This window comes from Chryseobacterium cucumeris, from assembly GCF_016775705.1.
Taxonomy (GTDB): Bacteria; Bacteroidota; Bacteroidia; order Flavobacteriales; family Weeksellaceae; genus Chryseobacterium; species Chryseobacterium cupriresistens.
Window position 1 is genome coordinate 2,585,503 of record NZ_CP068760.1, and the last position, 15,712, is coordinate 2,601,214.

Genomic DNA, 15,712 nt, shown 5'->3' on the forward strand with positions numbered 1-15,712 from the left:
GAGGAGTATGAGCGGATAGCGGGAAAAAGCTTCTTTAAACATAAGTAATGAGTAATCCGGGAATAATTGAGAAGATAAAAACATGATGAATAAAAGAAAAATTGAATTGTAAGAAAAATATTTTAAATTTATTAAAGTAAAACCAAAAGGCTAACCGTCATATCAGTATGGAGGTTGTCGAAAAAATAACAATGCCACAGAAGGAGAAAGAAAGCATCATCTCACAAACCGTTTCGAACTACGGAGGGAAGCTGATGTCTTATATTCGTCCGAAAGTGAAAAACACGGAGGATGCGGAAGATATTCTGCAGGAAGTGTGGTATCAGTTCAGTAGCCTTACGAATCTTTCTGAGATCGTAAACGTTGGGGGCTGGCTGTACAGGGTGACGGCGAATAAGATCACAGACCGTTACCGGAAAAAGAAAACAGAAAATCTTGAAGATTTCGTATATGAAGATGAAGACGGCAGTTTTTCTATCAAGGATATCCTTTTGATGGATGAAAGTGCCGGTCCTGAAGTGAAGATGTTTCAGGATGAGATCTGGAAAAAACTGTTTGAGGCGCTTGATGAACTTCCCGAAAAACAAAGGCTGGTCTACGTAGAAAATGAACTGAACGACAAAACCCTCCAGGAGATCGCCGATGAACAGGGAGAAAACATCAAAACCATCATCAGCAGAAAAAACTATGCTGTGAAGCACTTAAGAAACAGATTGAGAAAATTATACGAAGATTTAAAAAGTTAGAAAAAGAAATTATGAATCATAAACACAAAAAGGGTTGGATTTTTTTATTGCTATGCCCGCCATTAATTTTAGCTGCCGTTACATGGATTGTCATGATGCTTTGGAACTGCCTTCTTCCGGAGATTTTAGGAGCAAAAACAATTACTTTCTGGCAGGCCATGGGAATACTGATCTTAAGCAAAATTCTTTTCGGAGGTTTCCACTTTGGCAAAGGGGTGAGAGATTTCAAGGAAAGAAAGATGAGAGAAAAAATGGCAGGCTTATCTCCTGAAGAAAGAGAGAAATTTAAAGAAGTCTGGAGAAATAAATGCTCCGGTGGATTCTTCAACAGAAATAACGAATAATCTGAAATTTTTAAAGAAGTAGTAAAGTAAAAATCAGCATTCATTCGTCTCTATAAAAAACAAGAAGTAGTAAAATTTAAAATTTTGAAAAAATGAAAAATTCAGCATTAAAAGGGGCTCTTGGAGCATTAGCTGTTGCAGGTGTAGCCTTAATCGCTAAAAAAGCAATACAAAGAAGAAGATTTATCAAAGGTATTTTTGATGAGTATGGAATCAAAAAAAAGTCACCTTTCGGACTGGCAGATAAGATCAGAGAAATGAATGAGGAAGACTATCAGGAACTGAAAGGGAAATTCAAAAAAGAATTCCGTTCAAAATGCTGCAAAAAGGATAATACCTGCGAAGCATAAGAAAAGTAAAAACTAAATTGAAATTGTTACATTCCGGCTCGGGAAGCGAAGCTTCCCGAGCCGGAATTTTTACATAAAATAGTCCCAGTAAAGGCTTTTTAACACTATATTTGTTTCTTTCTAATTAAAAGCTATTTCCGGTTATGATGAGGTTTACAAATGTTTTTATTGTCATACTTTCATTTTTTTCGATCATATTGTTTGGCCAAAAGTCACAACAAAAACAATATATTTTCTTTTTACATAATAAATTTTTGGAAGACCATTCTTTTGAGGAAAAGCATCCCAAATATGGTGTTGCAGAATATGAGACAATACTCAACAAGCTGAGAGATCAAAATACGGTTGTTATATCCGAGAAGAGAAAAGCCAATACAGAACCATCGGTGTATGCTCAAAAGGTAAGGAAACAGATTGACAGTCTTATGAAAAGAGGAATTCCTGCCGGAAGGATTACCATTGTGGGAACTTCTCAGGGAGGTTATATTGCACAATATGTTTCTTATTATGAAAAGAATCCACAATTGAAATTTGTCTTCATCGGAGCTAGTTTCAAAGATGATTCTTTGGAAAAAGATAAAAATTTCAGATTGTATGGAAGGATTCTTTCTATTACGGAGAGATCAGATGACGGACATGTGCCGATGTCGTATGAACAGCGGTTCGTCAGATCCCACCTAAAAGACTTTAAAGAAATAGAGCTTAATACGGGATTGAATCATGGCTTTCTTTTCAAAGCACTTAATGAGTGGATTGCTCCCACTAAGGATTGGATTTCCCGTAAGTAATTACGGTCGGTCTATTACTGTTCAGTTCTTATGATTGAATTTACTACGAAATGATCTGCGTAATCTGCGAGATCTGCGGGAAACACCTTTAATATGAAGTAGAGATTCCTTGCTTTGCTCGGAATGACAAAGGGGCTGTTGAACTCATTCAATTCATGTATTTGTTGAGAAGTACAGTTTTATCGGAGATAAAATCTTTGCGCCTTAAAAATATGCAGACAGCTATAAAAAACTTTGCGCTCTTGCGTTTTTCCAACCAACGGATTATAAGCTATGTTGAGATTGCTTCACATGCAGTTCGCAATGACTTTTTGATCTATACTTCCAACAAAATTTTACCGTAAACATCAAACGCAAAGAAAAATAAATCCTTATTTTTGTATTGCTCAATGAAAGATTACTATTATTTTCTCGGTATATCACAGGATGCTTCAGAAGAAGACGTCAAAAAAGCCTATCGTAAACTGTCCTTAAAATATCATCCCGATAAAAATGACAATGATGACTTTTTTGCGGACCGTTTCCGTGAGATTCAGGAGGCTTATGAAACCTTAAGTGATCGCGCGCTGAGACGTACTTATGATCAGAATTTAGAAAACCATCAGCGAAGTTTCAGGTATAATATTCCGCCAGCCATCAAAACTTTTACAGCGAATAAAATTCATGCGAAAAAAGGAGAGGAGATTATCATCAACTGGCAGACGAGTAATGCCGATGTGGTGAAAGTATTGCCTTTCGGATTAGAAAAGCCGTATGGAGAGAGGATCTTTAAGATCACAGAATTTAAAGATGGAAAATTCCAGCTTCTGCTGCATGCAACCAATTCTCTTTTGCACAAAACGGTTGTTCAGGGAATTACCATCACAGAAGTTTTTGAAAACGATTCTGAAAAGTTCAAAAGTTCGGTGGAAGAAATGTTTAAGCCGCAGCCTGCAACAAGAATAAACAAGTCAGGTCAGCCTAAGATAATGATGCTGATCTGGGGAATTATTATTCTGGCAATTGCGATCTATATGCTGATAAAAAACTTCAGCTAATTGCGTTTATGCCATTTTCTTTCTTCCCGGGCATTTTTTACATCTTTTTCCCTTCTTGAATTTTTTACAGCATGATTTCTTTTCACAGAACATCTCTTCGGTATTGAATGAGTAAGGTGCCAATGGCGGAACTTTAAATGGGATAATCATATTCATGTTGCAAATATATTAATTTAGAATAAATATAATTAATAAAATTTCATAAAATTCTTACAACCTGATGAATAGCAGTTTCAAATTAATTTAAAAGAGTTTTAATGGAAGTAAATTTGAATGACAGAAGCTTTCAGTATAAGAATAAAAATAGATGTTGAACACATTATATTTTTAAAAAAATTCGTTTAATAGATTCAATAATAAGGGTGAAATTTATTGATGATATACACTAATTTAATAATACGCAAAGAACTTAATTATATAGAAATTGATAGTTTTCCTTGTGTATTATGTATAGAATAATGGTTATTATTGATGAAATTAATGCTAACCTTATCATAATTTACGAAATGCAAATTGTGATAAAAATCACAAATAGATGTGTGAATTATCACCTCTCTGGTACTCTTGTGAAATCATTCAAAAAATTGTAATTTTACCCATCTTTTTACAAACAAAATCTAATAAATAAAAATGAATACAGAACAGTTTGTGAGCCGTCACATTTCCCTTAATGAAGCCGATAAACAGGCGATGTTGGAGAAACTTGGCGTTTCTAGTATTGAAGAGTTAATTTCTCAGACCATCCCTTCTTCTATCCGTTTAGAGAAAGATCTTGAGATCTCGGAACCACTTTCTGAATACGAAATGTTGAACCACTCAAAAGAATTGGCATCTAAAAATACTGATTATACAAGTTATATCGGATTCGGATACCACAATACCCTTTTGCCTTCAGCAATCCAGAGAAATATTTTTGAAAACCCTAGCTGGTATACTGCGTATACTCCATATCAGGCAGAAATTGCACAGGGAAGACTTGAAGCTCTTCTTAATTTCCAGACTGTAGTATGCGATCTTACAGGTTTTGCATTGGCAAATGCATCTTTATTGGATGAATCTACTGCTGCTGCTGAAGCAATGCATATGTTCTTCAACAACAGATCTAAAGACCAGAAAAAAGCCGGAGCTAACAAGTTCTTCATTTCTGACCTTGTTCTTCCACAAACCATTTCTGTATTAAAAACAAAAGCTGAAGGGTTAGAAATTGAGATTGTAGTAGGAGATCATAAAACACACCAGTTTGATGGTTCTTATTATGGTGTTTTATTACAATATCCTGGTAAAAACGGAATCGTTTTAGACTATACAGAAGATATTGTAGAATATAAAAAACTTGATCTTCAGGTAGCTGTGGCTTGTGACCCGATGGCTTTGGTTAAGCTAAAGTCTCCTGCAGAAATGGGTGCTGACTGTGCCGTAGGAACTACGCAGAGATTTGGTATTCCATTAGGGTACGGAGGTCCTCACGCAGCTTTCTTCGCTTGTAGAGAAGATTATAAAAGAGATATTCCGGGAAGAATCATTGGGGTTTCTCAGGATATGTACGGAAAACGTGCATTAAGAATGGCATTACAGACCAGAGAGCAGCACATCAAAAGAGAGAAAGCTACTTCAAACATCTGTACAGCTCAGGTTCTTTTGGCTGTAATGGCAGGTATGTATGCTGTTTACCACGGACCAAAAGGATTAAACTATATCGCTGATCAGATACACTTTAAAGCAAATGCTTTGAAAAACGGTCTTAAAGCATTAGGATATCAGGTAGTAGAAGAGCCAATCTTCGATACTGTGAAAATCACTATGGCTGAAGATGAGAAAGCAAGATTGGTAAGACTAATGCTTGATCACAGATTAAACTTAAACTATTTCACAGAAGGTGTAGTAAGTATTGCGATCAACGAAAGTACAACATTAGAGAAATTAAACTATCTGATGGCTTCTTTTGCTCAGTTTAAAGACAAGCAGACTTTCAAATTAGAAATCAAAGAAGGATACAGTATTCCGGAAGAAAACTTAAGAAAAGACGAAATTCTTACAGAATCTGTATTCAACAAATACCACACGGAAACAGAATTGATGCGTTACATCAAGCGTCTTGAGAGAAAAGACTTATCATTGACCCACTCAATGATTTCTTTAGGATCTTGTACCATGAAACTGAACGCAGCCACTCAGATGTTACCGCTTTCATGGGAAAACTGGGGAGCAGTTCACCCATTCGTACCTGTAAACCAGGCTGAAGGATACCAGGAAATGATCCGTGAGTTAGAGAAAGACTTGGCAGAAATTACAGGTTTTGCAGGAACTTCTCTTCAGCCAAACTCCGGAGCTCAAGGAGAATATGCAGGATTAATGGTGATCAGACAATATCATATCTCAAGAGGTGACCACCACAGAAATGTAGTATTGATCCCTCAGTCTGCACACGGTACCAACCCGGCTTCTGCTGCTATGGCAGGAATGAAAATCGTAGTCGTGAAAAACCTTGAAAACGGGGAAATCGACTTCGAAGATCTTAAAGCTAAAACAGAACTTCATTCAGCCAACTTATCAGCTGTAATGATTACTTATCCTTCAACTTACGGTTTCTTTGATGCTAACATTAAAGAAATTACCAACCTTATCCACGAGCACGGAGGACAGGTATATATGGATGGTGCGAACATGAATGCTCAGGTAGGATTTACAAGTCCTGGAAACATCGGAGCGGACGTTTGCCACCTTAACCTTCACAAAACTTTTGCAATTCCTCACGGAGGTGGAGGTCCTGGAGTAGGTCCTATCTGTGTTGCTAAACACTTAGTGCCTTTCCTTCCTTCCAACGCGAATATCAGAATCGGTTCCAAAGAAGCAATCGACGGTATTTCTGCAGCACCTTACGGTTCAGGATTGATCCTTAACATTTCTTATGCTTACATCAAAATGTTAGGAACTGAAGGTCTTAAAAAGGCTACAGGACATGCTATCCTTAACGCTAACTATCTGAAAGAAGTGTTAGCAGAGCATTTCCCGATTTTATATTCAAACGAAAACGGAAGAGTAGCTCACGAATGTATCGTAGATTTCCGTCAGTTCAAATCTTTAGGAATTGAAGTGGCAGATGTGGCGAAGAGATTGATGGATTATGGTTTCCATGCTCCTACCGTTTCTTTCCCGGTTGCAGGTACATTAATGATTGAGCCTACAGAATCTGAAAGCAAGGCTGAAATCGATCGTTTTGCAGAAGCATTGATCTCCATCAAAAAAGAAATTGATGAAATTGCTAATGGAGAAGCAGATGCAACAAACAACGTATTGAAAAATGCTCCTCACACAGAACAACTGGTGATCTCAGATTCATGGGATAAACCATACAGCAGAGAAAAGGCAGCTTATCCTCTAGAGTGGGTAAGAGACCACAAATTCTTCGCTTCTGTATCAAGAGTAGATGAAGCTTACGGAGACAGAAACTTAGTTTGTACTTGTGAGCCAATTGAAGCTTATATGTAATCTCAGTTTCTTAACTATAAAAAATCCCTTTCAGTAATGAGAGGGATTTTGTTTTATAGTCATTGCGGGCGTAGCGAAGCAATCTCTTTAACGCAAATGTCGCGAGGATTTTTCGAGAACTAATTGTTTCAATGTTCGCAGAGGCGTTCCACTCAGCAAAGGTTAAACGATGTGTTTTTCCGACAAATTACGAGCCTTGTACGACCATTGTCATTGCGAGCGTAGGGAAGCAATCTAAACTTTACTAATTAATTCCATTTTGCAGCAAAAGCAACAATTGCAAAATAAATAGCAAGCATCATAATATTTGTAAAAAGATTGACTAAGAAGAATGGTAATAATAATTTCCAGCCCTTCTGTTTTGTTTTCAATGAAAGCCAGTAAAATGGAAATTCAATAACCAGAGTTGCTCCAAAACTGTATAGGAAACCAATAAAAAATCCTCCCAGTTCATATTCGCCTACCCTTGATTTCATACCCCAAAAGTCTGGATATCCGTTTACCAAAGAAAAATGAGGTGCAATGAAATAGTAACCTACAAACATAGAAACATAGTTGGCTGCAATGATCAGCCACTTTCTGTTTTGGAGATTGAATTTTTCTACAAGAAGTTTACTTTCAAAGGTTCCGATGATGAAGTTGATCCAGATCAGATGTAAAAAGCTAAACCAAATCATGGGAGAACCTGCATTAGCTAAAAGAAAATTGGGAATCAGTAAGATGATTAGCAGTAGATAGTTTTGGTTATTGGTTTGGATCATATAATAAAAAGGATGAAATTTAAATGTAGAATATTTATTGTGAAATGTTCGCGTTCTGTGATAAAAGTAAACAATTCTATTGAAATATTGGAGAAAACAGTCTGGATGATCGGGATTGAGTATTACAAATGATGGAGTCTTTATTCGAATAGTTTGTACTTCTCTCTATAGTCTCCTTTTGGCTTAAAATGCCCCGTTTTTTGATCGTAAAGAAAAATATATTCTACAGGAATTTTTTTGTATGGGTTATCAACAGAATAACTGACTTTCCTGCCATTGATTGTTGTGTTGTCATACCAGAATCCATCCGGTGTACGCCTCTGGATCAATACAAGTTTTCCTGTGAAAGCAATATCATTAAATCCGTCATTATTGTAGTCTTTAATTTTTAATTGCAGCTCATACGGTTCATAAATTTTGTTGTCTTCATGAGCATCATATGTTCTGACGTTACCCCCATAGACATCTTCTAAAGAGTCTGCTGTTATTTTGTAAATTTCATGACCTCCGTTTCCATGTGCTGTGACCGAGGTTGCCAGTAAGTACGGATTTTGTTTTGGGAAAATAGAAACAAATTGAGACCGTTCTGCTGATAAAATTTTAACAAGCTTCCCTTCTTGTGTTAATAAGAGTTGATTTTTCCAGGGATATCCAGAATTTGGTCCTGTTTTCCAGTCGTATTCAACAAAGTAATACTCCTGATCTGAACCATTGATTTTTACCTTTTTGAATACCGTTATTTTTTCACCTTTTTGCTGAACAGGACTTTCATGGACATGGAGATCAAAAGCTTGCTGAAGATTTTCGATAAATTTTGAAGAGTCTTTAATTAAAGGGTAATCCGCAAGATATTCAAGCGGGATAGACATTGTAAGGTTGGGATTCTCTTTGTCTGTCTGTTGAACATTTTCTTTTTTGTGAGTACAATTCAAAATGAGCAAAGATAAAAGTGCTGACAGGAATGTTTTTTTCATTAGGGTTATTAGTTACGAAAGAGAAATTTTTTGAAATTTATTATATTTTAATGAAATGCCAGTCATTTAATTAAAATTTTTAAACAAAATCACCTCCCAAAAACTGAGAGGTGCTTAGTATTTAAATTCCGGTTTGTTATCTTCGTTTAAAATTATACGCCAGCAAAATAGCAAAGCCCATAGTAACGCAGGTTATAATTGAAATGGTTTCAATGGAAATTCCACTTTTCATCTGTGTGTTTTCTTTTTCACATGAAAAAAAGAATAATAATGTCATGAACAGACATACCGATAGTAATTTTTTATCCATAAATGTATTTGTTTGGTTACGAAATATTTACAGCAAAAAGTATACCGGATTTGTAGACTAAGGAATGGGTTTATTGACTTGTCCTTATAGTTAATACCTGGGATTAATGAGTAACAAAGGTTTTTCTTATTACTAACCCTTCGACAGGCTCAGGGGGACAACCGAATACCTACCGAAATTTTTAAGCGTTGTCAGGCTGAGCCTGTCGAAGCCGGTATTTTACTAAAGAGATAGGTTTTTACTGCTTAATTTTCGGTTAAATTTTGGAAACGTTATCTATTACCAAAATATAATGACAATAATGTATAATGATACCGGCAATGAAAAGGAGAGAAGCTATTAGTATCTCAGTAGTCAGGTGATGTAGGATAAAATGCAGGATCAGGAAAGTACAGCGGAATAGATTAGGGAAAATAGGATAGAATAAAATGCTTTTGTTTTGTAGGTAAGAATTCTTGTATTTTCGTTGTAGTAGAAGTATTCTTTGCCAGTGAGAAAACTAATGGGGATTTGTTGGCAAAATCAAGTTTAAACATTTTGTTTTCACCTATGATGGTGCCGTCAGCAAGAACAATATCAGTTAAACCCCTTTCTGTGATTGAATGACATACTGCATCAGTGACATTTTTAAACGTTTTGCTATCTTTTATTTCTCTCTCAAAAGTATAAGTAAACGGGAACATATAATTTTAGTCTTTATTATTTGTTTTTCCTTCATCCCAATAATAAGTGTCTGGGTAGATTCTCGCTCCAAAAACAGCAGTCCCCACCCGTACAATCGTGGCACCTTCTTCAATGGCCGTTTCCAAATCGCTGCTCATTCCCATGGAAAGCTCTTTCATTTCTACGTTGGGGATATTTTCGGTGATGATATCTTGTTGAAGTTTTTTCAGGATTTTAAAACATGCTCTTACTTTATCGGTCTCAGCACTGAACAGACCGATGGTCATCAATCCCTTTATCTTTAAAGTAGAGTAGTTGGAAATCTTTCGGGTAAGTTCAATAGCCTGATCAGGATTAATTCCAAATTTGCTTTCTTCATTGGATGTATTCACCTGAATCAAAACATCCATTGTTCTGTTTTCAGCCAAAAGTCTTTGATGAAGTTTTTCAGCAAGTTCCAGACGGTCCAGAGACTGAATACAGGTAACATCATATTTCAGAATATCTTTGATTTTATTGGTTTGAAGATGGCCTATAAAATGATTTTCATGAGAAATGTCTTTCAGTTCTTCATATTTCTCCTTCAATTCCTGTACTTTGTTTTCTGCGATCAATTCCTGTCCGTTTTCCAAAGCAATTTTGATATGGTCTGCAGAAACAGTTTTCGTAGCCAGTAATAATCTGACTTCATTATTGTTTCTTCCGGATTGCTCACAAGACTTTCTTATTCTTTCATTGATCAAAGCGAGGTTGTGGAGAATATCTTCTTTCATGATGGGATAATTTCTTTAGCCTCCAGTTTTTTTATTAAAGCAGCTTTGACGGCGGTTAAAGCATGGTCTTTAGCTTCAGCAAAAGAAACAGAGTATTTTCTTTCAATCGTTCTCAAATCTTCCGGAAACTGTGCTAATAATTGATTGTAGTACGAATCCAGAATTTCAGCGGAAGGCATTTCATAATTAATTTTTAGCTGGAAACGTCTTAAAAGGGCAGTATCAATAATCTCAGGATGATTGGTGGCACAGATTAAAAGCGCATTTTCAGGATAATAATCAATCAGCTGAATCAGGGTATTAACTAATCTTCTCATTTCGCCTACATCTTTATCATCGCTGCCTCTTGCTTTTCCGATCTGATCCAGTTCGTCAAGAAAAAGTACCGACCTTTCTCTGGCGGCTTTGTCAAAAATCATTTTGATATTCTGGGACGTTTCCCCGATACGGGACGAAACAATATTACTAAGGTTTAAAATAATAATATTTTTTCCCAGAGCATTGGCAATGGCCTTGGCTGTCATTGTTTTTCCACATCCGGAACTTCCTTCAAGCAGAATCTTATGGTTAACCGGCAGGCCGTATTCCTGCAGTTCCTTAACATAAGCATGCTCCTTGATAAGTTGTACAAGCTGTTCCCTGTTGTTCGCATTGAGAAATACTTCGTTAAGATTTACCTGTTCTTTATCTTGAATAATAAGGTTGTACAGATTCATAATGACAATTAAAAAATATTGAGTAAACAAAGATAAAGCTTTATTGGACGTCAAAAAGAATCCTGAAAAATAATAAACAGCTGGTCCAGCGTAAAATGGATTATAAATGATAAATGAACTGATGTTGGTGTTAGCAACAATTTGTGAAAATCTGTGAGATTTGTGGGAAAAAGACTCAATAAAAAATAAAGCCAGACTTGCGACCGGCTTTATTCATTGGATATTAAAATTTGTTATGAAACTAAGATCTTTCTGCTTATGTTTTTGGACCCTTTTACCCGATGGGTAAAAGAGCGATCCGATCTCTCAGACTAAAAACATAAAACAATATAATTAGTATAGATTTTCTATAGGCTTGTTTTGTTTTAAGATTAGTTTCTTTCTCTTCTTACTGTCATGAAATATGAAGTAATTACGACTAAACCTGTTGCGATACCGATATAAGTTATCATTTTGTATTATTTTTAATTATTTGACTTTTTTTTATCAATCTTTCAATTGCAATATTACTACTTTCAAATCATGTGCCAAAGTAAAATACTATGATGTTTATCAGTGTATTAGTGTGTTTTGGGTTCATGTATCGGTGAATTTTTGTTTACAGTAAATTAATGTATTATTTGGAATTTATTAATGCTTTTGTTATTCTATCTGTAAAATTATGTGAATGTGTTAATCGTTTATCGACTTCTACATTGGACTTGATAAAACAAATAATAAATAATGCTTAGCATAATATTGTTTTAAAGTGTATTTTTTGCACGTTAATTTTTCACTTCAACCAGATTTTTATGTTAATAAAATTTATTTTTAACACTGATTTCTATGTTGGAATTTTTGTCAGCTGTCATATTTCATGTCAGAGAGAAATAGGAGTTTGTGTCACAACTGAAAATAACATTGTCTGCTGACCGATGGCTTGGATGTCATTTTTTGAATTACCCGGGGGCTTTTATTACTTTTGTATAAAGAATGAATTTTATGGGACGCAGTTATATTTTTCTTGCTCTGGCAATCATATTTGAAATTATTGCCACTACTTTTCTGAAAAAATCTGAGGAATTTTCCAAACTATGGCCATCTGTAGTAACAGTTGCCGGATATGCCTGCGCTTTTTATTTTTTAAGCCTTACCCTTCGTCAGATTCCTGTAGGAATTACCTACGCCATCTGGTCCGGCGTAGGGATTGTATTTATAACGATGATCGGAGTGATAGCCTTCAAACAGATCCCGGATCTGCCGGCTATCATTGGTATTGCCCTGATTGTAACCGGAGTGATTATTATCAATGTATTCTCAAAAATGGGAACCCATTAAACAATAATATCCTGCTGCATTTGCTGCTGCTTCCAGTGTTCAGACCTTTTTTTGTATAAAAAGAACTTACCCAGTTTATATTTGAACTTTAAAAAACCTCTGAACTCAATGCCGTCAAATAAAGTAAAAGGAATAGAAGGATTTTCTGCCAGAGACTGTTTTATACCCTTACTGAAGACAGTAGGACCAGTAGTAGCGTGTACATCATTCGGATACCGGTGATTATTGATATTATCAAGCATCAGTTCTAATGTTTTCTTAAGAAAAGGATGGTTTTTATTAAAAATAAGTCCCCATTGCACATATAAATTGGCATGTCTTTCCGCACTGATCACCGCTTCGTCACTTTCTTTGATAAGTTCCCGGAACGGCTTTACGATACTGCTGTCAATATCCAGATAAATGCCTCCTTTTTTATATAAAATAGCGTACCTGAAAAAGTCAGCTTTTGCAGCACCAATTGTCAGTTTATGGTACGTTTCGATATAGCTGGGAGGAAATTCTTCTGTGAGAAATTTTTCAATATCACTGTCATCATAAAAGAAGTAGCTGTATTCCGGATTCTTTCTTTTCATATTCCAGATGTGATATCGTGTAATAAAAGGAAGTTTTTTGGTTTTAAAAGTCTGAAATATTTGTTTGGGTACTGCCATGTCCTGTTTTTAATAAATTCTTATACAAATTCTTAAATCCTTTTTCGTCAGTAATGTGCATGCAGTAATAAGAGTTTTCATAAGGAGAAGGGAATCCCTGAAATTTGAAACAGCTTATGCCGGCTTTGTTTTTTGATTGTATTTTGAAGAAATGGTTAAAAGCCGGAAGAAGAAAATTTTAATTTTTTTTTAATCTTCCAGCTTGTGAATTTTAAAAATAAGTTCAGATATTGTACAATCAGTTTTATTTTTTTAAGGGTTGAATGATAGATTGGAAAAAATTGAAGGTGAAAATCCTGTCGTAGAATATATCCAGGCTGTTTTCAATAATTGCATCCGTGTAGCAGGCAGTATCAGGAACAAATGTTTCCTCTACAAAAACAAACCAGAGTTCTGAAAGTCTATGTCTTCTTCTAAACTCTTCAGACGCATTGCTGTCGGGAACGGCAGAATGTTTAAGATCACAAAACAGGATTCCTTTTTTCTCCCCTTCATGGACTACAATATTAATGGAATGATGCAGGTAACTAACAATTTTCATTTTTGCATCGAAACATTCTACAAAATGGTGAAGGTCAATAAGCTGTATTACTTTTTCTTCCTGCTGAGATTCGGTCATAAAAAAACATTCTATTGATATTTCCTGAGTGAGTTCTTGAAAAGCTGTTAATTCCATATGTGTTCATTTATCAGCACAAAGGAATAGAGAAAAGAAGGATACAAATTTGTTTTTATACAAAATGGCTGGTATTTTATACGAAATCCTGAAGCATGATCATTGGTATAATAAAATACCGGTTTTGTATAATAAAACAACTTTAATTTCCGTTATTGCCTATTTTTGTAATAAAATGAGCCTGCCATATGAAATATAGCCCGTGGAAATTTGAAGAAACCTTTGTGATCGATTTTCTGGTGGAAGCGAAGTATGGATTCCGAAGGCATCTGCTGTTCCTGATCTTCTTTTTCTTTTTACTGTACAGCGCAAGATTCTGGCACTGGTATTCCGGAATATATCAGTACTATGTTTTATTCTTTGTGTATGTGATTCTGATCGCAATGGTCTACATTAATATATATGTATTGGTTCCTCGGTTTTTCTTTAAAACAAAATATGTCACTTATCTTGTTCTGCTCGTCCTTATGGGTGTGATGGGACTTAATTTCATCGGGTACAGTTTCAGACATCTTTTTCAGGATTTCAGAACACAATACATTCCGAAAGATAATGAAAGAGGAGGCATTTATGAGGGCGTTCTGATGTGTATTCCGATCATCCTGACGACGACAACCATCAAACTTCTGCAGAAATGGATCAGTGATAATAAAAGAATCAATGAACTGAGCAATCTTACCCTGAATATGGAGCTGAATGAATTGAGAAACCAGATCAATCCGCATTTTCTGTTCAACATGCTGAATAATGTAAAAGCATTGATCAGAACAGATCCGGCCAAAGCATCTGTAGTCATTGTAAAACTTTCCGAGTTTCTCAGATATCAGCTGTATGAAAACAGCGAAGAAAAAACGTTGCTGACTTCAGAGATTGATTTCCTGTCTAACTTTTTAAATCTTGAAAAAATAAGACGGGACAATTTTTCTTTTGACATTCAGGTCAATATTGATCAAAGAGTAATAAGCAGTACCTTTATTCCTCCGAATCTGTTTACCACTTTTGTAGAAAATGCGGTAAAACATAGTGTGGATCTTAGTGGAAGAGAATCCTGGGTGAAAATAGAAATCAATATCGATAATCGGCTGCTTTATTTCAGATGTGTGAATTCAAGAAGTGAAGGTTATCTTCCTGCGGACAAAAGGAGCAGTGGACTTGGGCTCGCCAATATCACGAGAAGACTGGAACTTCTTTATAATGATACTTTTGATTTGAAGATAGAATCTGATGATACAGAATATAGTGTAAATTTAAAAATTCCCGTGTGATGAATTGTATTATAATTGATGATGAACCTCTGGCAAGATCCGAGATGAGATCGCTGATCGCTGAAATTTCCGGTATCGGTATCCTTGGGGAATTTTCCAATGCGCTTTCTGCTCTCGAATTTCTTAAAGATAATGAGGTAGATCTTATTTTCCTTGATATAGAAATGCCTATGGTAACAGGTCTTGAATTTGCAGAAATGCTTCCGAAAAAATCACTGATCATTTTTACAACTGCCTATTCCCAATATGCCCTGAAAAGTTATGAACTGGAAGCAGTAGACTATCTTTTGAAACCTATTGATCCGCAAAGGCTGGAAAAAGCAATTGATAAAGCGGTACTTTACACCGAACTTTTATCTAAGAATACCGTGAAAAATACGGTAGAATCCAATACCGCAGACTTCCTGTTCATAAAGGCAGAACGCAGGTTCTATAAAATCAGTTTTTCAGATATCAAATTTATTGAAGGGCTCAAAGACTATGTCGTTATTCATACAAAGCAGCAAAAGCTGATCACTGCAATGAATTTGAAAACCATTCATCAGAAGATTTCCGGGGAAACCTTTATCAGAGTCAGCAAATCCTACGTGGTGAATATGAATTATATAGATTCATTTGACAATCATAATATATATATTGAAGATTCCGAAATTCCTCTTGGTGAAGTCTACCGCTCCGAGTTTTTTACAAGATTTGCGGGAGGTCTTCTCAACTCAGACTAATACATGAGTAATAGGTAATGAGCTATAATATCAGTCAAATGATTAGAAAATTGGTGTAAATCTGTGTAATCAGTGGAAAAAAATAGCTAAGCCCGTTAGACAAATAAAAACAATCAACGGCTTCAGCC

At 35.6% G+C, this 15,712-nt stretch carries 17 protein-coding genes; 9 read left to right on the plus strand and 8 right to left on the minus strand.

From position 1 onward, the window contains the following. Nucleotides 1-191: 191 nt before the first annotated feature. From JNG87_RS11670 to JNG87_RS11690, 5 genes are all read left to right on the plus strand, one after another. On the plus strand, nucleotides 192-746 hold the full coding sequence (locus JNG87_RS11670; RefSeq protein ID WP_228406519.1) for an RNA polymerase sigma factor: 555 nt from the start codon (nucleotides 192-194) through the stop codon (nucleotides 744-746). 11 nt (nucleotides 747-757) lie between these two features. Beyond that, a complete protein-coding gene (locus JNG87_RS11675) occupies nucleotides 758-1,090 on the plus strand; it encodes a hypothetical protein (RefSeq protein WP_047433535.1) in 333 nt (110 codons plus the stop codon). Between the two features lie 92 nt (nucleotides 1,091-1,182). Continuing rightward, nucleotides 1,183-1,440: a hypothetical protein gene (locus tag JNG87_RS11680; RefSeq protein WP_202838597.1), complete on the plus strand. Its 258-nt coding sequence runs from the start codon at nucleotides 1,183-1,185 to the stop codon at nucleotides 1,438-1,440. 254 nt (nucleotides 1,441-1,694) lie between these two features. Next, nucleotides 1,695-2,228: an alpha/beta hydrolase gene (locus JNG87_RS11685; RefSeq protein ID WP_202838598.1), complete on the plus strand. Its 534-nt coding sequence runs from the start codon at nucleotides 1,695-1,697 to the stop codon at nucleotides 2,226-2,228. Between the two features lie 389 nt (nucleotides 2,229-2,617). Further along, nucleotides 2,618-3,265, plus strand: coding sequence for a J domain-containing protein (locus tag JNG87_RS11690; protein WP_110010381.1), 648 nt, complete (start codon nucleotides 2,618-2,620; stop codon nucleotides 3,263-3,265). A gap of 6 nt (nucleotides 3,266-3,271) precedes the next feature. Here the strand turns inward: JNG87_RS11690 and JNG87_RS11695 are convergent, their stop codons facing one another. Next, a complete protein-coding gene (locus JNG87_RS11695; protein WP_171006367.1) occupies nucleotides 3,272-3,421 on the minus strand; it encodes a hypothetical protein in 150 nt (49 codons plus the stop codon). Between the two features lie 474 nt (nucleotides 3,422-3,895). Here JNG87_RS11695 and gcvP point away from each other — a divergent pair, with 474 nt between their 5' ends. Then, nucleotides 3,896-6,754 (plus strand): aminomethyl-transferring glycine dehydrogenase, encoded by a 2,859-nt coding sequence (gene gcvP, locus JNG87_RS11700; protein ID WP_202838599.1) that lies wholly within the window; start codon nucleotides 3,896-3,898, stop codon nucleotides 6,752-6,754. A gap of 248 nt (nucleotides 6,755-7,002) precedes the next feature. Here gcvP and JNG87_RS11705 read toward each other — a convergent pair whose 3' ends face one another. From JNG87_RS11705 to JNG87_RS11725, 5 genes are all read right to left on the minus strand, one after another. Continuing rightward, nucleotides 7,003-7,515, minus strand: coding sequence for a hypothetical protein (locus tag JNG87_RS11705; RefSeq protein WP_202838600.1), 513 nt, complete (start codon nucleotides 7,513-7,515; stop codon nucleotides 7,003-7,005). A 140-nt stretch (nucleotides 7,516-7,655) separates the two neighbouring features. Beyond that, a complete protein-coding gene (locus JNG87_RS11710; RefSeq protein ID WP_202838601.1) occupies nucleotides 7,656-8,489 on the minus strand; it encodes a hypothetical protein in 834 nt (277 codons plus the stop codon). Between the two features lie 714 nt (nucleotides 8,490-9,203). Next, the gene (locus JNG87_RS11715) at nucleotides 9,204-9,482 is read right to left on the minus strand and encodes a hypothetical protein (protein WP_202838602.1); all 279 of its coding nucleotides are present in this window, start codon (nucleotides 9,480-9,482) and stop codon (nucleotides 9,204-9,206) included. 6 nt (nucleotides 9,483-9,488) lie between these two features. Beyond that, on the minus strand, nucleotides 9,489-10,235 hold the full coding sequence (locus JNG87_RS11720) for a YggS family pyridoxal phosphate-dependent enzyme (RefSeq protein ID WP_202838603.1): 747 nt from the start codon (nucleotides 10,233-10,235) through the stop codon (nucleotides 9,489-9,491). Further along, nucleotides 10,232-10,951, minus strand: coding sequence for an AAA family ATPase (locus tag JNG87_RS11725; protein ID WP_110010376.1), 720 nt, complete (start codon nucleotides 10,949-10,951; stop codon nucleotides 10,232-10,234). Before JNG87_RS11725 ends, JNG87_RS11720 begins: the two co-directional genes overlap by 4 nt. A gap of 981 nt (nucleotides 10,952-11,932) precedes the next feature. Here JNG87_RS11725 and JNG87_RS11730 point away from each other — a divergent pair. Further along, entirely contained in the window at nucleotides 11,933-12,268 is a 336-nt protein-coding gene (locus JNG87_RS11730; protein ID WP_110010375.1) for a DMT family transporter, read from the plus strand. Here the strand turns inward: JNG87_RS11730 and JNG87_RS11735 are convergent. Beyond that, on the minus strand, nucleotides 12,265-12,921 hold the full coding sequence (locus JNG87_RS11735) for a glycosyltransferase family 32 protein (protein WP_202838604.1): 657 nt from the start codon (nucleotides 12,919-12,921) through the stop codon (nucleotides 12,265-12,267). The genes JNG87_RS11730 and JNG87_RS11735 overlap by 4 nt on opposite strands. Nucleotides 12,922-13,165: 244 nt before the next feature. Further along, nucleotides 13,166-13,540, minus strand: coding sequence for a hypothetical protein (locus JNG87_RS11740; protein WP_238349573.1), 375 nt, complete (start codon nucleotides 13,538-13,540; stop codon nucleotides 13,166-13,168). A gap of 245 nt (nucleotides 13,541-13,785) precedes the next feature. Here JNG87_RS11740 and JNG87_RS11745 point away from each other — a divergent pair, with 245 nt between their 5' ends. Then, a complete protein-coding gene (locus JNG87_RS11745; protein WP_202838606.1) occupies nucleotides 13,786-14,862 on the plus strand; it encodes a sensor histidine kinase in 1,077 nt (358 codons plus the stop codon). Then, complete coding sequence (locus tag JNG87_RS11750; RefSeq protein WP_202838607.1) at nucleotides 14,862-15,584, plus strand: LytR/AlgR family response regulator transcription factor; 723 nt, start codon at nucleotides 14,862-14,864, stop codon at nucleotides 15,582-15,584. Before JNG87_RS11745 ends, JNG87_RS11750 begins: the two co-directional genes overlap by 1 nt. Nucleotides 15,585-15,712: the final 128 nt, after the last annotated feature.